This window comes from Flavobacterium reichenbachii (genome assembly GCF_002217435.1).
Classification (GTDB): Bacteria; Bacteroidota; Bacteroidia; order Flavobacteriales; family Flavobacteriaceae; genus Flavobacterium; species Flavobacterium reichenbachii.
The window spans coordinates 86,474-105,534 of the sequence record NZ_MUHF01000019.1 but is presented as its reverse complement, the minus strand read 5'-3'; the positions used below and the strand labels follow the sequence as shown (position 1 = coordinate 105,534).

The 19,061-nt window shown below is 34.0% G+C and carries 21 protein-coding genes; 20 read left to right on the top strand and 1 reads right to left on the bottom strand.

All coding sequences use genetic code 11. The features are described 5' to 3' along the window. Nucleotides 1-31 precede the first annotated feature (31 nt). The 4 genes from B0A68_RS15550 (at nucleotide 32) to B0A68_RS15535 (ending at nucleotide 3,012) form a co-directional block, all read left to right on the top strand. The gene (locus B0A68_RS15550; protein ID WP_035686880.1) at nucleotides 32-796 is read left to right on the top strand and encodes an SDR family NAD(P)-dependent oxidoreductase; all 765 of its coding nucleotides are present in this window, start codon (nucleotides 32-34) and stop codon (nucleotides 794-796) included. A 245-nt stretch (nucleotides 797-1,041) separates the two neighbouring features. Continuing rightward, nucleotides 1,042-1,899, top strand: coding sequence for a fumarylacetoacetate hydrolase family protein (locus B0A68_RS15545; protein WP_035686882.1), 858 nt, complete (start codon nucleotides 1,042-1,044; stop codon nucleotides 1,897-1,899). A gap of 4 nt (nucleotides 1,900-1,903) precedes the next feature. Further along, entirely contained in the window at nucleotides 1,904-2,239 is a 336-nt protein-coding gene (locus B0A68_RS15540; protein WP_035686884.1) for an L-rhamnose mutarotase, read from the top strand. Between the two features lie 167 nt (nucleotides 2,240-2,406). Further along, complete coding sequence (locus B0A68_RS15535; protein WP_035686886.1) at nucleotides 2,407-3,012, top strand: hypothetical protein; 606 nt, start codon at nucleotides 2,407-2,409, stop codon at nucleotides 3,010-3,012. A 23-nt stretch (nucleotides 3,013-3,035) separates the two neighbouring features. Here the strand turns inward: B0A68_RS15535 and B0A68_RS15530 are convergent, their stop codons facing one another. Then, nucleotides 3,036-4,292: an NAD(P)/FAD-dependent oxidoreductase gene (locus tag B0A68_RS15530; RefSeq protein WP_035686888.1), complete on the bottom strand. Its 1,257-nt coding sequence runs from the start codon at nucleotides 4,290-4,292 to the stop codon at nucleotides 3,036-3,038. 101 nt (nucleotides 4,293-4,393) lie between these two features. Here B0A68_RS15530 and B0A68_RS15525 point away from each other — a divergent pair, with 101 nt between their 5' ends. The 16 genes from B0A68_RS15525 to B0A68_RS15450 all read left to right on the top strand — a co-directional run bounded on the left by B0A68_RS15525 (nucleotide 4,394) and on the right by B0A68_RS15450 (nucleotide 18,993). Then, nucleotides 4,394-5,914 (top strand): HAL/PAL/TAL family ammonia-lyase, encoded by a 1,521-nt coding sequence (locus B0A68_RS15525; RefSeq protein WP_035686891.1) that lies wholly within the window; start codon nucleotides 4,394-4,396, stop codon nucleotides 5,912-5,914. 39 nt (nucleotides 5,915-5,953) lie between these two features. Beyond that, complete coding sequence (locus B0A68_RS15520) at nucleotides 5,954-7,069, top strand: WG repeat-containing protein (protein ID WP_035686894.1); 1,116 nt, start codon at nucleotides 5,954-5,956, stop codon at nucleotides 7,067-7,069. A 62-nt stretch (nucleotides 7,070-7,131) separates the two neighbouring features. Continuing rightward, a complete protein-coding gene (fabG, locus tag B0A68_RS15515) occupies nucleotides 7,132-7,863 on the top strand; it encodes a 3-oxoacyl-ACP reductase FabG (RefSeq protein WP_035686897.1) in 732 nt (243 codons plus the stop codon). Between the two features lie 19 nt (nucleotides 7,864-7,882). Continuing rightward, complete coding sequence (locus tag B0A68_RS15510) at nucleotides 7,883-9,118, top strand: beta-ketoacyl-[acyl-carrier-protein] synthase family protein (protein ID WP_035686901.1); 1,236 nt, start codon at nucleotides 7,883-7,885, stop codon at nucleotides 9,116-9,118. Beyond that, the gene (locus B0A68_RS15505) at nucleotides 9,111-9,365 is read left to right on the top strand and encodes an acyl carrier protein (RefSeq protein ID WP_035686903.1); all 255 of its coding nucleotides are present in this window, start codon (nucleotides 9,111-9,113) and stop codon (nucleotides 9,363-9,365) included. The genes B0A68_RS15510 and B0A68_RS15505 overlap by 8 nt, the downstream gene beginning before the upstream one ends. Further along, nucleotides 9,365-10,252, top strand: coding sequence for an LpxL/LpxP family acyltransferase (locus B0A68_RS15500; RefSeq protein ID WP_035686904.1), 888 nt, complete (start codon nucleotides 9,365-9,367; stop codon nucleotides 10,250-10,252). Before B0A68_RS15505 ends, B0A68_RS15500 begins: the two co-directional genes overlap by 1 nt. 58 nt (nucleotides 10,253-10,310) lie before the next feature. Next, nucleotides 10,311-11,960 (top strand): phytoene desaturase family protein, encoded by a 1,650-nt coding sequence (locus tag B0A68_RS15495; protein WP_035686905.1) that lies wholly within the window; start codon nucleotides 10,311-10,313, stop codon nucleotides 11,958-11,960. 32 nt (nucleotides 11,961-11,992) lie between these two features. Beyond that, a complete protein-coding gene (locus B0A68_RS15490) occupies nucleotides 11,993-12,907 on the top strand; it encodes an NADPH-dependent FMN reductase family protein (protein WP_035688365.1) in 915 nt (304 codons plus the stop codon). 3 nt (nucleotides 12,908-12,910) lie between these two features. Then, the gene (locus B0A68_RS15485; protein WP_035686906.1) at nucleotides 12,911-14,044 is read left to right on the top strand and encodes a beta-ketoacyl-ACP synthase III; all 1,134 of its coding nucleotides are present in this window, start codon (nucleotides 12,911-12,913) and stop codon (nucleotides 14,042-14,044) included. Further along, on the top strand, nucleotides 14,044-14,475 hold the full coding sequence (locus tag B0A68_RS15480) for a hypothetical protein (RefSeq protein WP_035686907.1): 432 nt from the start codon (nucleotides 14,044-14,046) through the stop codon (nucleotides 14,473-14,475). The genes B0A68_RS15485 and B0A68_RS15480 overlap by 1 nt, the downstream gene beginning before the upstream one ends. Before the next feature lie 10 nt (nucleotides 14,476-14,485). Next, nucleotides 14,486-14,950, top strand: coding sequence for an ABC transporter permease (locus B0A68_RS15475; RefSeq protein ID WP_035686909.1), 465 nt, complete (start codon nucleotides 14,486-14,488; stop codon nucleotides 14,948-14,950). Nucleotides 14,951-15,131: 181 nt separating this feature from the next. Continuing rightward, nucleotides 15,132-15,545, top strand: coding sequence for a hypothetical protein (locus B0A68_RS15470; RefSeq protein WP_035686912.1), 414 nt, complete (start codon nucleotides 15,132-15,134; stop codon nucleotides 15,543-15,545). Next, nucleotides 15,535-16,533, top strand: coding sequence for a BtrH N-terminal domain-containing protein (locus B0A68_RS15465; RefSeq protein ID WP_035686914.1), 999 nt, complete (start codon nucleotides 15,535-15,537; stop codon nucleotides 16,531-16,533). The genes B0A68_RS15470 and B0A68_RS15465 overlap by 11 nt, the downstream gene beginning before the upstream one ends. 64 nt (nucleotides 16,534-16,597) lie before the next feature. Beyond that, nucleotides 16,598-17,296, top strand: coding sequence for an ABC transporter ATP-binding protein (locus B0A68_RS15460; RefSeq protein WP_035688369.1), 699 nt, complete (start codon nucleotides 16,598-16,600; stop codon nucleotides 17,294-17,296). Beyond that, entirely contained in the window at nucleotides 17,286-18,569 is a 1,284-nt protein-coding gene (locus tag B0A68_RS15455; RefSeq protein WP_035686917.1) for an ABC transporter permease, read from the top strand. The genes B0A68_RS15460 and B0A68_RS15455 overlap by 11 nt, the downstream gene beginning before the upstream one ends. Beyond that, nucleotides 18,544-18,993: an acyl-CoA thioesterase gene (locus B0A68_RS15450; RefSeq protein WP_035686920.1), complete on the top strand. Its 450-nt coding sequence runs from the start codon at nucleotides 18,544-18,546 to the stop codon at nucleotides 18,991-18,993. Before B0A68_RS15455 ends, B0A68_RS15450 begins: the two co-directional genes overlap by 26 nt. Nucleotides 18,994-19,061: the final 68 nt, after the last annotated feature.

Sequence of the window (19,061 nt, the reverse complement as noted above, 5' to 3'; positions counted from 1 at the left end):
AATTAAAAATAACTTATTAAATATATACCAAATGTTTTCATTACAAAATAAAAAAGCCGTTATCACTGGCGGAGGAAGCGGAATCGGAAGAGCGATTTCGGTTTTATTTGCAAAACAAGGAGCTGAAGTTCACGTTTTAGAATTGACTGAAGAAAGCGCAAAAGAAACTATTGAAGAAATAAAATCAAACGGAGGAACTGTTTTTGCGCATGCCTGCGACGTTTCAAATCACGAACATGTTAAATCAACTTTTGAAAAAATCGGAAATATTCATATTCTGGTAAACAATGCCGGAATTGCTCACGTTGGAAAAGTAGACACGACTTCTGAATCTGATTTTGACCGTATTATGAATGTAAACGTAAAAGGTGTTTACAACTGTCTTCATGCTGCTGTTCCAGCGCTTAAAAGTTCTGGAGGCGGTGTAATTTTAAACTTAGCTTCGATTGCATGCTGGGTTGGTATTCCGGATCGTTTTGCTTATTCTACTGCAAAAGGTGCAGTTATGGCGATGACTTTATCGGTAGCAAAAGATTATTTGAATGACAAAATTAGATGTAATTCTATTTCTCCTGCAAGAGTTCACACGCCATTTGTAGACGGATTTATTGCTAAAAATTATCCTGGAAAAGAAGAAGAAATTTTCGAAAAACTATCACAATCGCAGCCAATCGGCCGTATGGGAAAACCTGAAGAAATTGCTACTTTAGCTTTGTTCTTATGCAGCGATGAATCTTCTTTCATTACTGGTTCAGATTATCCAATTGATGGAGGTTTTATTAAATTGAACAACTAAAAATTTATATAGGCCACAGATTCAAAGAATTAAAAGGATTTAAAAAAAATCTGCTCGATCTGTAAAATCTGTGTGCAAAAAAAATAAGCCACGAATTACACCAATTTCCACAAATTTTAATTCGAGAAAATTCGTGGAATTCGTGGCAAAAAAAATTAAGTACAGGTTTAAAAAATCATCATAATCCTTTATCCCGATAGCTATCGGGAGTGGGAAAAACAAAACATTACTAAAAAAATTAAAATATGAAACTAATAAGATTCGGAGAAGAAGGAAAGGAAAAACCAGGTATTTTATTAAATGAAAAAAGATATGATGTTTCGTCTATCGTAACAGATTATAATGAAGCTTTTTTTGAAAATGACGGATTAGCAAAATTAGAACAAGCATTAAAAAACAATGCTCTGTTTCCTGAAGTGAGCAATGAAGTAAGATTGGGTTCTCCGGTAGCAAGACCTTCAAAAATTATCTGTATTGGTCTTAACTATGTAGATCACTGTGAAGAGACAGGCGCACCAATTCCTGCTGAACCTATTATATTTTTTAAATCGACCACTTCTTTGTGCGGACCAAACGATAATTTGATTATTCCAAAAAATAGTGAAAAAACAGATTGGGAAGTAGAACTTGCCTTTGTTGTTGGTAAAAAAGCAAGCTACGTTTCTGAAGAAGATGCTCCAAATTATATCGCCGGATATTGTTTATTGAATGATTACAGCGAAAGAGCATTTCAAATCGAGCGCGGCGGACAATGGGCTAAAGGAAAAGGAAGCGATACTTTTGCACCTCTTGGACCCACTTTGGTTACTCCGGACGAAGCTGGAGATGTAAATAATCTAAAGATGTGGCTTACTGTAAACGGAAAAACTTTCCAAAACAGTAATACATCAAATTTAATTTTCAAGATTCCGTTTTTAGTACATTATTTAAGTCAGTTTATGACACTTCTTCCTGGCGATGTGATCAGTACAGGAACGCCTCCGGGAGTTGGATTAGGAATCAAACCAGATCCAATTTATATTAAAGCGGGTGACGTAATCGAATTAGGAATTGAAGGTTTAGGCACAAGCAAGCAAACTGCTGTAGCTTACCAGCAAAAATAAATTTATGGCAACTCAAAAATTCTGTCTGGCGTTAGATTTAAAAGATGACGCAGATTTAATTGCAGAATACAAAGAACTGCACCAAAATATCTGGCCGGAAATAAAAAAAAGCATTCAAGATTCTGGAATTACAGTATTAGATATTTATTGTACAGGAAACAGATTGTTTATGATTATAGAAGGTGATGAAAATTTCTCTTTTGAGAAAAAAGACAAAGCCGATGCTGCCAATGAAAAAGTTCAGGAATGGGAAACTTTAATGTGGAAATTCCAACAAGCTTTACCATGGGCGAAGCCTGGTCAAAAATGGATTTTGATGGATCAGATATTTCAATTATAATTCATAATTAAAATTTAAATTCAAAAACGAGGATGCTAATATGGTATCCTCGTTTTGTTTTAAATCCATAAAAAAAAGAAACAAGAAAAATAGTATTATTAAAAATGAATCGGTAAAAATATTTTAGATATATTTATCCAAAATTTTAAACCATTATAACCAATTACATGAAAAAATTAGTACTTGCATTATTATTTGTTTCTGCAGCTATGACAGCGCAGGATATGGACGTAAAATCTGGAGATTTTGCTTTCTTAAAAGATCAAAAAGAAATCAATGTAGAGTTTGATTACAGCAATTTTACTGTTTTGAAAGACAAAAAAACAGAAGCTCAGTATGTTGAGGAAAGAACTGCTGATCTAGAAAAAAAAGCAAAAGGAAATGGAACAGCATGGAGTAAAAAATGGAGCGGTGCCAAAGATGCAATCTGGAATCCTAAGTTTTTAGAACTTGTAAATGTTGTTTTGAGTAAAGACAAGAAAGATGTTACTTTTCAGGAAGGACTTTCTACTCCTTACACATTAATTGTACAAACAGTTTGGATTTATCCAGGATGGGATGTTGCAATGATGAAACAAGCAGCAAAAGTTACTACAGTTTTGAAATTTGTTGAAACTGCAAACAAATCAAATGTATTGTTAGAAATTACAAGTGAAGATGCTCCAGGAGATCAATACGGAAGCAACTTCAGCAACGAATCAAGAGTTGGTGAAGGATATGCTAAAACAGGTAAATCTCTAGCTAAGCTTCTTTTGAAAAAAGCTTACAAATAAGATTAAAAAAAACCCGAATAAAATTATTCGGGTTTTTCTATTTTAGCTTTTTCCATATCTATAAGGTAAGCCATATTTTTAATTACGTTGTCGTGTTTTTTGACAAAAGGATTTTCTTCGTTCCAAACGTACCCTGCTAAAACCGCACAAATCTTTTCTTTTACATCTGGATTTTCAGGCTGATGAAAAAATAATGTTTGAAGATTTCCAGTGTACCATTCTTTCACGTAAGTGGTAAAAACTCCGATTCCTCTTTTCATGTAAGCAGTAAATTCAGTTTCCCAATCTACTTCTATGCCCTGCGACTCCTTAATATATAGTTTCGCCGCAAGCATTCCAGATTCTGTAGCAAAAGCAACTCCAGATGAGAAAACAGGATCTAAGAACTCAGAACTATTTCCGGTTAATGCAAAACCATCACCATACATTCTTTTAACGGCTCTTGAATAATTTTCTAATTTAACAGGCTGGAACAAAAATTCAGTTCCCTGGAATCTTTTAATATAATAATCAGAAAGCTGAATGGCATTTTTCAGCGCTTCGGCAGTATCTTTACTTTCTGCTAAAGAATTTATGAAGTCTGTCGGCCCCACAACTCCTAAACTTGTATTTCCGTTAGAAAACGGAATTACCCATAACCAAACCTGAGTTTCAAGAATATCAAAAGAAATTAATGTTCCTTCTTCGCCTTCTGGTCTGTTGATATCTTTTACGTGTGTAAAGATTGAAGAATGCGGATCTAAAGAAGATGGAGTGTCAAGATCTAAAAGTCTTGGTAAGACACGTCCGTAACCGCTGGAATCAATAATAAACTTTGCATGGATTTCTTTTAAGTTTCCATCTTTGTCTTTAACGACCGTTTTAGAATTTTTCCCTTCAAAAGAAACTTCCAAAACTTCTGTTCCAAACTCCAGATCGATTCCTTTTCTGATGACTTCCTGCGCCATGGTGTTGTCAAAATCGGCACGAGGCACCTGCCAGGTCCAATCCCATCCTTCACCAAATTTTTTGCTAAAATCAAAAACGCAGATTTCTTCACCCCTAATAAAACGGGCTCCCAGCTTTTTTTCGAAATTCATTGCATCGAGACTCTCAAAAAGTTCTGCTTCTGCAAAATGATCCATAACCCGAGGAATAAGGCTTTCGCCAACTACTAGTCTCGGAAATGTTGTTTTTTCAACAACTTTAACCTTGATGTTATTCTTATAGAGATACGACGCAGACACACATCCTGATGGTCCTGCACCAATTACTAAAACATCAACAAACTCCTTTATCATAATAGAAATGTTATCATTAATTAACTTACATTTGCCATCATCAAAATAACTACATTTATTTTGATAAATAAAATTAAATTTGCACAATCAAAAACGATTTAATGAACACAATTAATGAATATTTAAGTTTAGGAGAATTCGAATCAATCATATTCGGAAATAACAAAGTAGAAATCAGCGATCTAGTCCTAAATAGAGTAAACGAAAGTTTTAATTTCCTAAAAGAATTTTCTGGAAATAAAGTTATTTATGGTGTAAATACCGGTTTTGGGCCAATGGCTCAATACAGAATTAAGGAATCAGACCAGATTCAGCTGCAATACAACTTAATCAGAAGCCACTCTTCTGGAACAGGAAAACCATTAAGCCCTGTTTGTGCAAAGGCGGCGATCTTAGCTAGGTTGAATACACTTTCTTTAGGAAACTCAGGAGTTCATCCTTCTGTAATTCACTTAATGGCAGAACTTATCAATAGAGATATTACGCCATTAATTTTTGAGCACGGCGGCGTTGGAGCAAGCGGTGACTTAGTACAGCTATCACATTTGGCATTAGTGTTAATTGGTGAAGGTGAAGTTTTCTACAAAGGAGACAGAAGACCAACTCAAGAAGTTTTCGAAATCGAAGGTTTAAAACCAATTCAGGTAGAAATCAGAGAAGGTTTGGCTCTTATAAACGGAACATCTGTAATGACAGGTATTGGTGTTGTAAATGTTCACCATGCAAATAAATTATTAGACTGGTCTTTAAAATGCTCTTGTGCAATTAACGAACTTGTTCAGGCTTATGATGATCATCTTTCTGCAGAATTAAACGAAGCAAAACGTCATAAAGGACAACAAGAGGTAGCTGCAAGAATGAGAAAAAATCTTTCTGATAGTACTTTAATTCGTAAAAGAGAAGACCATTTATATTCTGGTGAAAATACAGAAGAAATATTCAAAGAAAAAGTTCAGGAATATTATTCCATTAGATGTGTACCTCAAATTTTAGGTCCGGTTTTAGAAACAATAAATAATGTAGCTTCTATTTTAGAAGACGAATTTAACTCTGCAAATGATAATCCAATTATCGACGTAAAAAACAAACACGTTTATCATGGTGGTAATTTTCATGGAGATTACATCTCTCTTGAAATGGATAAATTAAAAATTGTTATTACAAAACTAACAATGCTTGCAGAACGTCAATTGAATTATTTATTGAATTCAAAAATAAACGAACTACTTCCTCCTTTTGTTAATTTAGGAACTTTAGGATTTAATTTCGGTATGCAGGGAGTTCAGTTTACTGCAACTTCTACAACTGCAGAAAGCCAGATGTTATCAAATCCAATGTACGTACACAGTATCCCGAATAACAATGACAATCAAGATATTGTAAGTATGGGAACAAACTCTGCGGTTATTGCATCAAAGGTTATTGAAAATGCTTTTGAAGTATTGAGCATCGAAATGATCACAATCGTTCAGGCAATTGATTATTTGGAACAAAAAGATAAAATTTCGTCTGTTACTAAAAAATGGTACGACGATGTGAGAAATATAATTCCAACATTTAAAGAAGATCAGGTTATGTATCCTTTTGTTCAAAATGTAAAAGATTATTTGATCAACAGTTAAGATTTCTTTTTTACCTTATTAATATTGAATCCTAAAATCATGAAAAAAGCAGTTATTTTTTTATCTCTATTATTTATTCAATTTGTTAATAGTCAAGAATTGGCTTTAGTTAAGAAAAATTCAAAATTTGGATATCTTGCTAAAGACGGAACCATGCGTATTGAACCACAATATAAAGTCGCAAAAAGTTTCTCTGAAGGTTTAGCTGCAGTAGAAAAAGACGGAAAATGGGGGTTTATAGACGTAAAAGGAACTTGGGTAATTCCAGCATCTTTTGATAATGTTAAATATTTCAGCAACGGAATTTGTGTTGTATCAAAAGACAAAGAGTGGGTTTACATCAATACAAAAGGAGACGTGCAGAAAGCACCGCCTTCAGAAAAAGTATTTGATTTTAATGGAGGCGTAGCTTTTATTAAACAAGGAGCTAAAATTGGTTTAATCAATTCAAAAATGGCGGTTATTTTAGAACCAAAATACGATCAGATTAAATCTTTTGAAAATGGTTTTGCCAGAGTTGAAAACAATAAAAAATGGGGTATAATTAATGCTGCCGGAAAAGAAATTATTGAGCCTGCTTATGACGAAATAGGAAACTATTACAAAACTATTACCTGGGCAAGAAAAGATAAAACTTTTGGATTGATAAGCGCCGGAAAATTTATTCCTGTAGAAGGAGCAGATAAAATCTGGGATTTTGAGACACAAGACATAACATACGCCAGAAAAGACGGTAAAGTTGGTTTCATAGATTTAAAAGGAAACTGGACTATTCTACCTATATATGATAAGGCAAAAGCTTTTTCAAAAAACCTGGCTCCTGTTTGTGTAGGATCAAAATGGGGTTACATCAATCTTAAAGGAGAATTTGCAGTTCCGCCAACTTATAAAGATGCAGAAGTTTTTAGTAAAAACGGACTTGCACCAATAAAAGAAAGTAATTGGGGATTTATAGATGAAAAAGGAAAATTAGTTATCCCGACTCAATACGGAATTACGAGCAATGGTCTTTTGGCAATGTTTGTTCAACAAGACAAAGGTTTTATCGATGGTGTTGCAAGAGTAAAAAACGAAAATAAATGGGGTTTTCTTAAACCAGATGGTACTGTATTAGGAAACCAATGGTTTGAAAACGCAGAATTATTTCAAAAATAACAAAACATAAATTCTAATTCTGGTTTTTTGATAAATCAGAATTAGAAAAAAAATATTTACATATGAAATGTGTATTAGTAACGGGCGGTTCAAGAGGAATTGGAAGTGCTATTTGTAAAAAATTGGCGGTTGAATCTGATTATCATATTCTGATTAATTATCATTCAAACAAAACTGCTGCAGAAACAACCCTCCAGGAAATTCAGAAATTAGGAGCTACCGGAGAAATTTTAGGTTTTGATGTTTCTAATTTTGAAGAAGTACAAAATACTTTAACAAAATGGCAGGAATCAAATCCAGAAGCCATAGTAGAAGCCATAGTAAATAATGCCGGAATTACAAAAGACGGTTTATTTATGTGGATGACTCCAGAAGACTGGAACGGTGTTGTAAATACAAGTGTAAACGGTTTTTTTAATGTTACGCAGTTTTTTATTCAGAAAATGTTACGCAACAAATACGGCAGAATCGTAAATATCGTATCTGTATCTGGTGTAAAAGGAACAGCAGGACAAACCAATTACTCTGCTGCAAAAGGTGCGATTGTTGCAGCGACAAAAGCTCTGGCGCATGAAGTAGCAAAGCGAAATATTACTGTTAATGCTGTCGCTCCCGGATTCATTAGAACAGACATGACAAGCCAGCTAGACGAAAAAGAATTATTAAAAATGATTCCTGTAAATCGTTTTGGCGAAGCCGAGGAAGTAGCAGATTTGGTAAGCTTTTTGGTGTCAAAAAAAGCAAGCTATATTACAGGTGAAATTATCAATATAAACGGAGGAATATATTCTTAAAAAATTACTTTTATAAACAATGAATAAGAGAGTTGTAATTACTGGAATGGGAATTTATTCCTGTATTGGAACTTCGTTAGATGAAGTGAAAGAATCTTTATACAACGGAAAGTCTGGTATTCAGTTTGATGCAGAAAGAAAAGAATTTGGATTTCAATCGGCATTAACAGGAATGGTTCCTAAAGCTGATTTGAAAAATTTATTGACCCGCAGACAGCGTATGAGTGTGGGCGAAGAGACCGAATATGCTTATATGGCAACGATCGAAGCATTGAAGAATGCCAATATTGATGATGCTTTTTTTGATCAGCGTGAAGTAGGAATCATGTACGGAAACGACAGCGTTTCTAAAGCAATTATTGATGCTACTGATATTGTTAGAGAGAAAAAAGATACTGCATTAATTGGTTCTGGCGCGATTTTTAAATCGATGAATTCTACTGTCACGATGAATCTGTCGACAATTTTTAAACTTAGAGGAATCAATCTTACTGTAAGTGCGGCCTGCGCAAGTGGCTCTCACTCTATTGGATTGGCTTATTTTTTAATAAAAAGCGGTTTTCAGGATATTATTATTTGCGGCGGTGCTCAGGAAATTAATAAATATGCAATGTGCAGTTTTGATGGCTTGGGAGTTTTCTCTTCTAGAGAAAATGAACCAGAAAAAGCCTCAAGACCTTTTGATGCAGATCGCGACGGATTAATTCCTAGTGGTGGCGGTGCAACGTTAGTTTTGGAGAGTTACGAATCTGCAATTGCAAGAGGCGCTACTATTATTGCCGAGGTTTCTGGTTACGGATTCTCATCAAATGGAGGACATATTTCGACTCCAAATGTAGAAGGACCGGCAACCGCAATGCAGCGAGCGCTGGATGATGCCAATTTGAAAGCTTCAGACATTGATTATATAAATGCACATGCCACTTCAACTCCTGTTGGAGACGGAAATGAGGCTAAAGCAATTTTTGAGGTTTTTGGCGAAAAAAATCCGTACGTAAGTTCTACAAAATCAATGACAGGACACGAATGCTGGATGGCTGGAGCCAGCGAAGTAATATATTCTATCCTTATGATGCAGAACGATTTTATCGCTCCAAACATCAATTTGGAAAATCCGGACGAAGATGCAGCAAAATTAAATTTAGTTAAAACTACGTTAAATAAAAAATTTAATATATTTTTGTCCAACTCCTTCGGGTTCGGAGGAACCAACTCTGCTTTGGTGGTTAAAAAGTTTAAATTGAACGATGAATAAAGAAGAAATAATAGAACGAATTAATGGTTTTTTGGTTGATGAATTTGAAGTAGACCATGATGAAATTGAACCAGATGCTAATTTGAAAGACACACTAGGACTAGACAGCCTGGACTATGTAGACCTTGTAGTTTCTATCGAAGCTAATTTTGGGGTCAAACTAGTTGAGGCCGATTTTGTTGGAATTGCTTCTTTTCAGAGTTTCTATGATCTTATAGAAGCTAAACTAAAAGCTAAGACTGCTTAATGAGCCAATGGGACGGAAAATCTAAAGGAACAGTTTTAGGTTACAGAATATTCGTTTTTTTAATAAAAAAAGCGGGCGTTAAAGCTGCTTACGGTCTACTTTACTTTGTTGCTTCTTATTACTTTTTGTTTTTAAGAAAAAATAATAGAGCTAGTTTTTATTATTTTAAAGAGAGACTTAAGTTTTCCTATTTCAAATCAAAAAAAATGGTTTTCAAAAGTTACTATACTTTTGGACAGACTATTATTGATAAAATTGCAATTTCTGCAGGAATGCGAAACAGCTTTTCTTATGAATTTGATGGAATAGAAATCCTGAAAAATCTTTTGGCAGAAAAAAAAGGAGGCGTACTGATCAGTGCCCATGTTGGTAATTTTGAAATTGCAGAACACTTTCTGGGAGATATCGACATTAATTTTCAAATTAATTTGGTAACGACAGACTTAGAGCATTCTGATATCAAAACCTATCTGGAAACTGTTACCAATAAACCAACCGTTAAGTTTATTATAATCAAAGAAGATTTGTCTCATATTTTTGAGATCAATGCTGCACTTGCTAATAATGAACTGGTATGCTTTACCGGAGACCGATATTTTGAAGGCACAAAATCTCTTTCAGAAAAAATTCTCGGAGAAGAAGCAAATTTTCCTGCAGGTCCATTTTTAATTGCTTCGCGATTAAAAGTTCCTGTTGTTTTTGTATATGTAATGAAGGAGGCTAATCTGCACTATCATTTATATGCGAGAGAAGCGACAGTAAAACATCGTGACGAAAAAGCACTTTTAAAAGAATATATAAGCAGTGTAGAAAACATTTTACAAAAATACCCATTACAGTGGTTCAACTACTTTGATTTTTGGAATCATTTTAAAAATAAAAAATAAGTAAACAATTCTACCTTTTGTAAGTATTCTTTATACATGTAGAAAATTTTAAATAAGCATGCAGGAATACGACACGATTATTATTGGTTCAGGGGTTGGAGGTTTAGCAACAGGTTTATGCCTTGCAAGAGCCGGACAAAAAGTTCTAATTCTAGAACAGCACTACGTGCCTGGAGGCTGGAGTCACAGCTTTACTTTAAACGGTCAGCGTTTTAGCCCCGGCGTACATTATGTAGGACTTCTTGAAGAAGGAATGGCTACTAATTTACTATATAGAGGTCTTGGAATTGCCAATGATCTGGTTTTTTTTAGAATGAACAAAAAGGCATATGAGCATTGCTTAATCGGCGATAAAACTTTTGATCTCCCTGCTGGAATTGACAATCTAAAAAACACTCTTTCTGCACATTTTCCTGCTGAAGAAAAAAACATTAAAGAATATCTTTCTTTAGTACAACGAGTAAGTTACGAGCTGCAGCTAATTCCGAAATTAAAAGGCTGGTGGCAAAAAATAACAGTGCCTTTTCGAACGAAACATTTTGGAAAATTCGCATTGTTCCCATTAAAAAAAGTTGTCGGCTGGCATGTTAAAGACCCTATTTTAAAGGCGGTTCTTAACATTCAATGCGGTGATCACGGTCTGCCTCCAAATAAAGCCTGCTTTCCGGTACACTGTTCCGTAATGAGTCATTATTTTGAAGGCGGCTATTACCCTATGGGCGGTGGCGGCGGGATTGTAAAGGCAATGACAAACGGCATAAAAAGACATGGCGGAGAAGTTCGCGTAAAACAAAGCGTCAGCAAGATTATTGTCGAAAATAAAAAAGCAATTGGTGTTGAATTTGAAAACGGCGAAAAAATACTAGCCAAAAATATTGTCTCAAATGCAGATCCTTCTATTACGTATTTAAATTTAATAGATAAGGAACATTTGAGTAATTCGCTCATCAAAAAACTTCAAAAAACCAAGTACTCTGTAACTTCATTAATTTTATTCCTGACATTAGATCTTGATGTTACTCAATTTAATATTGACTCAGGAAACATCTGGATGATGAAAGATGAAAATGATGATGCCAATTTTGAAGATTTAATGAGTAACAATATTGAAGACGGCGATTTATTCCCTGCTGTTTTCATGAGCTGTACAACACTAAAAGATCCGGCAAGTTTTAATGGACAATATCATAATTTTGAAATTGTAACTTATATCAATTACGAACATTTAAATGACTTTAACGGTTTAGACGATTATCATAACGAAGAATATAAAATCTTCAAAGAAAAAGTCATTAATAAACTGATGAACAATGTAGAGAAGATAATTCCTAATGCTAAACAACATATTATTCAGGCCGAATTGGGTACTCCAAAAACGAATGAATTTTATATTAATTCGACAAAAGGAAATGTATACGGAACTGAGAAAACGCTGAATCAGGTTGGGCCTTTTGCTTACAAAAATAAAACTGAGATAGAAAATTTATTTCTTTGCGGCGCTTGTACTTTATCGCATGGTGTTACCGGGGCTACGTATTCTGGCATTGCTGCTGCTGCGTTGATTTTAGACTGCACATCTGATGATTTATTAATTGAAGATGCAGACCAAAAGATCCGAATTTACGATGCTGAAGATCCTTTAACATGGCCGGAATGGGTGCATACAAAACGATCAGACAAAATACGAAAATTCATTCCAAAAAAATAACTACTTTTGCGACAATCTTACCAAATCTAAAAATGAAAAATGTACTTGTAATTTATTACTCCCAATCTGGACAGTTGGAATCGATTGCAAAAAATATTGCAAAGCCGTTTCTGCATTCAGAGGAGATAAATTTAATTTTCCACGAAATTCAATTGGAAACACCATTTCCTTTTCCGTGGGATAAGGCTTCTTTTTTTGATGCTTTCCCAGAATCTTTTTTACAAATTCCGAGAAATTTAAAACCTGTTCCAGAAGAAGTTTTAAACACAAAATTTGACTTAATCCTTTTTCATTATCAAGTTTGGTACCTATCACCTTCTATTCCGATAAATTCATTTCTGAAAAGTGATGAAGGAAAAAAAATCCTAAATAACACTCCTGTTGTTACCATAAGCGGTTCGCGAAATATGTGGATAATGGCACAGGAAAAAATTAAAGTTCTTTTGCAAGAAGCAAATGCTCAATTAGTTGGAAATGTTGCCTTAGTAGATCGTGTAGGAAATTTAATAAGTGTTATTACGATTGTCGAATGGATGTTTTCTGGAGTTAAGAAAACATATTTGGGAATTTTCCCACTTCCGGGAGTTTCTGAAAAAGATATTCAGGAATCAAATAAGTTCGGCGAAGTGATACTTTCAGAATTTAATCAGAACAAATTAGAAGATTTACAGCCAAAATTGGTTGGAATCGGAGGCGTTTATATCAGCTCTTACCTAGTAACTGTTGACAAAACTGCCAATAAAATTTTCAATAAGTGGTCAAACTTGATTTTTAAAAATCAAAAAAGCCGAAAAAAGCTGCTTAAACTATTTAATGTTTATTTATTCCTCGCTATTTGGTTAATCTCACCAATAGTGTATATATTGCACCTTATTACTTACCCGTTTAAGATAAAAACCATAAAAAAAGAAACTCTATATTATCAAGGAGTTCAGAAGACGAATTAGATTATGTTTGAAGTATACATTACCAAAGCTGCAAAATTTTTGCCAAATGAAGCTGTTTCAAATGATGAAATGGAAAGTTATTTAGGTCTTATAAATGATACGGCATCAAAAGCAAGACGTATTATTTTACGTAACAATAAAATTACGACACGTTATTACGCTGTAGACAAAACAGGAAAAAGCACACACAACAATGCCGAATTGACTCAAAATGCAATCGAGCAGTTGTTTGATGAAAATTTTACATCTCAAGATTTAGAGGTGCTTTCTTGTGGTACCTCAACTCCAGATATTTTCCTTCCTTCGCATGCCGCAATGGTTCATGGATTATTGAAAAATAAATCTGTTGAATTAAATTCGTCAACAGGCGTTTGCTGCGCCGGAATGAATTCGTTAAAGTTTGGTTATCTTTCTGTAAAATCCGGAAATTCTAAAAATGCGGTTTGCACAGGTTCAGAAAAAGTTTCTACCTGGCTTATAGCTCAGAAATATAATAAAGAAATTACCAATCTAAAAAATCTGGAAGAACAGCCGATTATCGCTTTCAAAAAAGATTTTTTACGATGGATGCTGTCTGACGGTGCTGGAGCTTTTTTATTAGAAAACAAACCTAAAGGCGAAATTTCTCTAAAAATCGAATGGATGGAAGCTTTTTCATATGCTTATGAATTAGAGACTTGCATGTATGCCGGTGGAGATAAATTAGAAGATGGTTCAATCAAACCTTGGAGCGAATACGAACCAGAACAATTGCTAAATGAATCTGTTTTTGCAATTAAACAAGACGTAAAATTATTGGATGAATTTATACTTTCTAAAGGTGCAGATAGTATGAAAGATGCCATGGATAAAAACAAAATTACATCTGCTGATGTTGACTATTTCATTCCTCACGTTTCTTCTAACTTTTTTGTTGAAGGATTGAAAAAAGGATTACATGAAAAAGGAATCGGAATGACAGATGAAAAATGGTTTATGAACCTTTCCAGAGTAGGAAATGTGGGATCTGCTTCTATTTACTTAGCTTTAGAAGAATTGATGAATTCAGGAAAATTAAAAAAAGGAGATCATATTTTATTATCTGTTCCAGAAAGCGGAAGATTCTCTTTTGCCTATGCTTATTTAACCGTTTGCTAATGGAAGGAACTTTACTTTTAGAAAAAAATGCTGTCGAGAATTTACTGCCTCAAAAGTTTCCTTTTGTAATGGTAGATAAAATGTATTCTTATACCGAAACTTCATTAGTTTCTGGTTTAAAAATTCAGAACGACAACATTTTTTCTGACAATAATACCTTCTTAGAAGCTGGTTTAATAGAACATATGGCACAGTCTGTGGCTTTACACACTGGTTATCAGTTTTTTTTGAAAAACGAAGAAGCTCCAACGGGGTATATTGGTTCTATCAAAGAAATTGCAATCAAAAAACTGCCTCAGGTAAATGATACGATTCAGTCTACCGTAACCATTTTGCAGGAATTTGCAGGAATAACTTTAGTAGATATCGTAACAACTTTAAATAATGAAGAAATTGCAAACGGTCAGATGAAAACCGTTTTGGCTAAATAAATAGTATAGAATGGACGCAGAAATTGATATACAGAATTACTTACCACATAGAGCACCATTGCTTATGGTTGATTTAATTTTGAATATAGATGCGAACTTTGTAGAAACCACTTTTCTTATAAAAGAAGATAATGTTTTTGTAGACAAAGACACTTTTATAGAAGCAGGTTTAATCGAAAACACAGCACAAACCTGTTCTTCTATCGTTGGAAAAAAATATTTTTTTAACGAGAACGGAACAGAAAATGATAACGTAAATGTAATAGGTTTTATCAGTGCAATAAAAAATCTACAAATATATTTGCTTCCAAAAGTTGGCGACACTATAAAAACAAGAGCTAATCTGGTTACAAAATTTGACGGTGGTGATTATACATTATGTACAATGAGCTGCCAAAGTTCACTTGGAGAACAAATGCTTTCTGAATGCGAAATTAATTTGTTTATTCAAAAAAGTATACCAGTATTAGAATAAGATTTTGTGAATATTACAGTTAATTGTTTTTTATATGAACTGTTTTTCTTATTTTGTATAATCAATTGATCATATGCACACTGCATCTATTTATAAAAAAGAAACAAATCAGCTTTCAGAAATTTAGGTTTTTTAATACTCTTTTGTTTATAATAGTAATTTTTACATTGTAGTTTAGAAAATGGAAAAGGAAAAAGTACCACAAGACAGAGGCAATTTAACCAAAAATAATTTGAAAGAATTGCTGTATGCTACCGATGAAAACGGAGAATATACTACAACATTAAGCACCGGATGGGAGCCTAAAACTATTGCGCTTTCTAATTCTATTGATGATATTAATGAAAGAATAGCCGAGGCAAAAATGCAGGTAGAAACTGGAGAAGCGAGTCCGATTTGTTATTATATGGAACTCAACAAAATGGATCTTACGATTCTCTCAAGCTATGTTGGGTTGTGGAAATGGCGCGTAAAAAGACATTTTAAACCAGCTGTTTTTGCCAAACTCAACGACAAAATTTTACAAAAATATGCAGACGCTTTTGAAGTTTCAATAGCCGAATTAAAAAATATCAAACCGACTAATGCAAACTAATTTTACACATCATCAATCTGCTCACTGCGAGAATGGAGTAGCTTCGAATTTGTTAAAAAACAACGGACTGAATATCAGCGAGCCAATGGTTTTCGGTATTGGTTCTGGACTTTTCTTTGTATATCTTCCTTTTATAAAAGTAAATCATGCACCTGCAATAAGTTACAGAACGCTTCCCGGACAAATTTTTAATAAGCTGGCAAGTCGTTTAAATCTAAAAATAAAAAGACAAAAATTCTCATCGCCTGCCAATGCAAATGCGGCACTAGATGCTAATTTAAAAAATAATATTCCCACAGGATTACAAGTTGGTGTTTATCATTTAAGTTATTTTCCTGATGAATATCGTTTTCACTTTAATGCACATAATTTAGTAGTTTACGGTAAAACAGAAACAGATTATTTGGTAAGTGATCCTGTTATGGAAACCGTTACAACTTTAACTCATGAAGAATTAGATAAAGTACGTTTTGCTAAAGGCGCTTTTGCCCCACGCGGACAAATGTATTATCCGATTCAGATTCCTAAAGATGTAGATCTGAAAAGTGCTATCATCAAAGGAATCAAAAACACTTGCCGCGACATGCTTGCTCCTATGCCGATTGTTGGTGTACAGGGAATTAAGTTTGTATCCAGAAAAATTAGAAAATGGCCTGTAAAACACGGTACTAAAAAAGCCAATCACTATCTGGCACAAATGGTTAGAATGCAGGAAGAAATTGGAACTGGCGGCGGTGGTTTCCGTTTTATTTATGCAGCTTTTTTACAAGAGGCATCGGTTATTTTAAACAACGAGGAATTAAAAACACTTTCTAAAGAAATGACGAAAATTGGAGATTCCTGGAGAGATTTTGCTGTAGAAGCCTCTCGAATTTACAAAAACAGAAGTGCCAAAGAAGATGCTTACAACACTATTGCCGATGAACTTTTGGACATTGCCAATAGAGAAGAAATCTTTTTCAAAAAACTAAAAAAAGCGATTAGCTAAAAAAAATATTTTGAATCCCATTATTAAAATAGAATCCCTTTCTAAAAAGTACAAAAATGCAGAAATGTATTCTTTGAACGAAGTTTCTCTGCACATAAATGAAGGCAGCATTTTTGGTTTATTAGGACCAAACGGCGCCGGAAAAACTACTTTAATCTCTATGCTTTGCGGATTGGTAAAACCAACCTCAGGACATTTTTTGATTGATGGTTTAAACTACACAGACAATTCTTCACAAATAAAAAAAATAATCGGAGTTGTTCCTCAGGAATATGCTTTATATCCTACTTTGACGGCCCGAGAAAATTTGCATTATTTTGGAAGTATGTACGGCTTAAAAGGTTCTGAGTTAAAAGATAAAGTAATCGAAACTTTAGACCTTTTAGGATTATTAAAATTTGCCGACAAACGTATCGAAACATTTTCGGGCGGAATGAAACGAAGAGTTAACCTGATTGCTGGAATTCTGCATAATCCAAAAGTGTTATTTTTAGATGAACCAACCGTTGGTGTAGACGTTCAATCTAAAAATGCTATTATAGATTATTTAAAATTATTAAACCAAAACGGAACAATCATTATTTATACGTCGCATCATTTGGCTGAAGCCGAAGATTTTTGTACCAACATTGCCATTTTAGACCGAGGTAAAATTTATGCTCAAGGTACACCTTCGAGCTTAATTTCTTCTACAGAAAAAGCAAGAAATCTTGAAGATGTTTTTATTTCATTAACCGGTAAAGACTTTAGAGATGAGCTATAAAATTTGGATGTCTGTAGTAAAAGAATTCTTGTTGTTAAGACGAGATTTAGGCGGTTTGATCATTTTATTTGTCATGCCATTGGTACTTGTTATCACTGTTACCTTAATACAAGACAGTACTTTTAAAACCGTAAGCGATTCTAAAATTGAGATTTTATTAATCGATAATGATAAAGGCGATGTCTCTAAAACCGTTTTTGAAAATCTCGAAAAAAGCAGTTTGTTTACCGTCGTGACTAAAATCGACAATCAGCCAATTACTGAAGAAATTGCTAAAGAAGCGGTTTACAAAGGAAAATATAAACTGGCAATTGTAATTCCATCAAAATTAAGTGTCGATTTACAAGCAAAAATTGATCAGAATGTTGACAAAATTTTGAGCAATATGGGCTTAACCGACAGCGTTGCCAAAACTGTTGCTCCAAAAATCATAAAAGAAAAAGAAGTAAAACTTTATTTTGATCCTGCGGTTCAGTTAAGTTTTAAAAATGCGGTAATGAGTTCGATTGATAAAATGATTTCTCAAATCGAATCAAAATCAATTTACAAGACTTTTCAAAATCAATTGGGAGAAGGCAATGCCGATTTCGAACAAAAAAGTTTCATTTCGTTCAAAGAAATAATCCCAACTATAAACAACAAAGAAGTTCGACCAAATTCGGTACAGCATAATGTTCCGGCCTGGACCCTTTTTGCAATATTTTTTATTGTAATTCCGTTGTCTATTAACATTGTAAAAGAAAAAACACAAGGTACATTTGTTCGTTTAAGAACCAATCCGTCATCTAATCTTATTGTCATTATAGGAAAAACGATTACGTATTCGGCCATTTGTATGATTCAGTTTTATATGATGGTTGCCGTGGCTGTATTTATATTTCCACACATTGGTTTACCTTCATTAAACATCGAAGGACATTTATTTTTAATGAGTGTTGTTGCTTTATTTTCGGGATTTGCTGCTATTGGTTTCGGAATTTTATTGGGAACTGTCGCAAGCACTCAAGAACAGTCCGCTCCTTTTGGTGCGACAAGTGTCATCATTTTAGCCGCAATTGGCGGTGTTTGGGTTCCTGTTTTTGCAATGCCCAAAATAATGCAGATTGTAGCCAAATCTTCTCCAATGAATTGGGCTTTAGAAGGCTTTTATGATGTTTTATTACGCAACGTATCTTTCTTAGAAATCATACCAAAAATAAGTTTGTTATTTTTATTTTTCATTATTACAACCTCGATCGCATTATTTTATGATAAAAAGAAAAGAACAGTTTAGCGAAGCCGCTGACTTAATCGTTTCTCACGAAATTAGAATTCGCTTTAACGAAACTGATCCGCTTGGAATCGTTTGGCACGGAAATTATATCACCTATTTTGAAGACGGACGAGAAGCTTTCGGGCGCCAGCACGGACTTACCTATTTGGATATTGCTAAAACTGGATTTACAACCCCAATCGTAAAATCAAATTGCGAACACAAATTATCACTTCGTTACGGCGATGTGGTAACGATTGAAACGACTGTTGTAGATACTCCTGCTGCAAAAATGATTTACCGTTTTAAAATACTAGATGCCAGCGGAGAAGTAGCCTGCACCGGAGAAACTGTTCAGGTATTTTTAGATAAAGATGGAAATTTAATGCTTACAAATCCTCCGTTTTACGAAGAATGGAAGAGAAAAGTGGGATTGTTAAAATAATCTGATTCACTTACTGCAAGGTTTTCAAAACCTTGCAGGTGTAAAATTTTAAAGTACTATTTAAACTA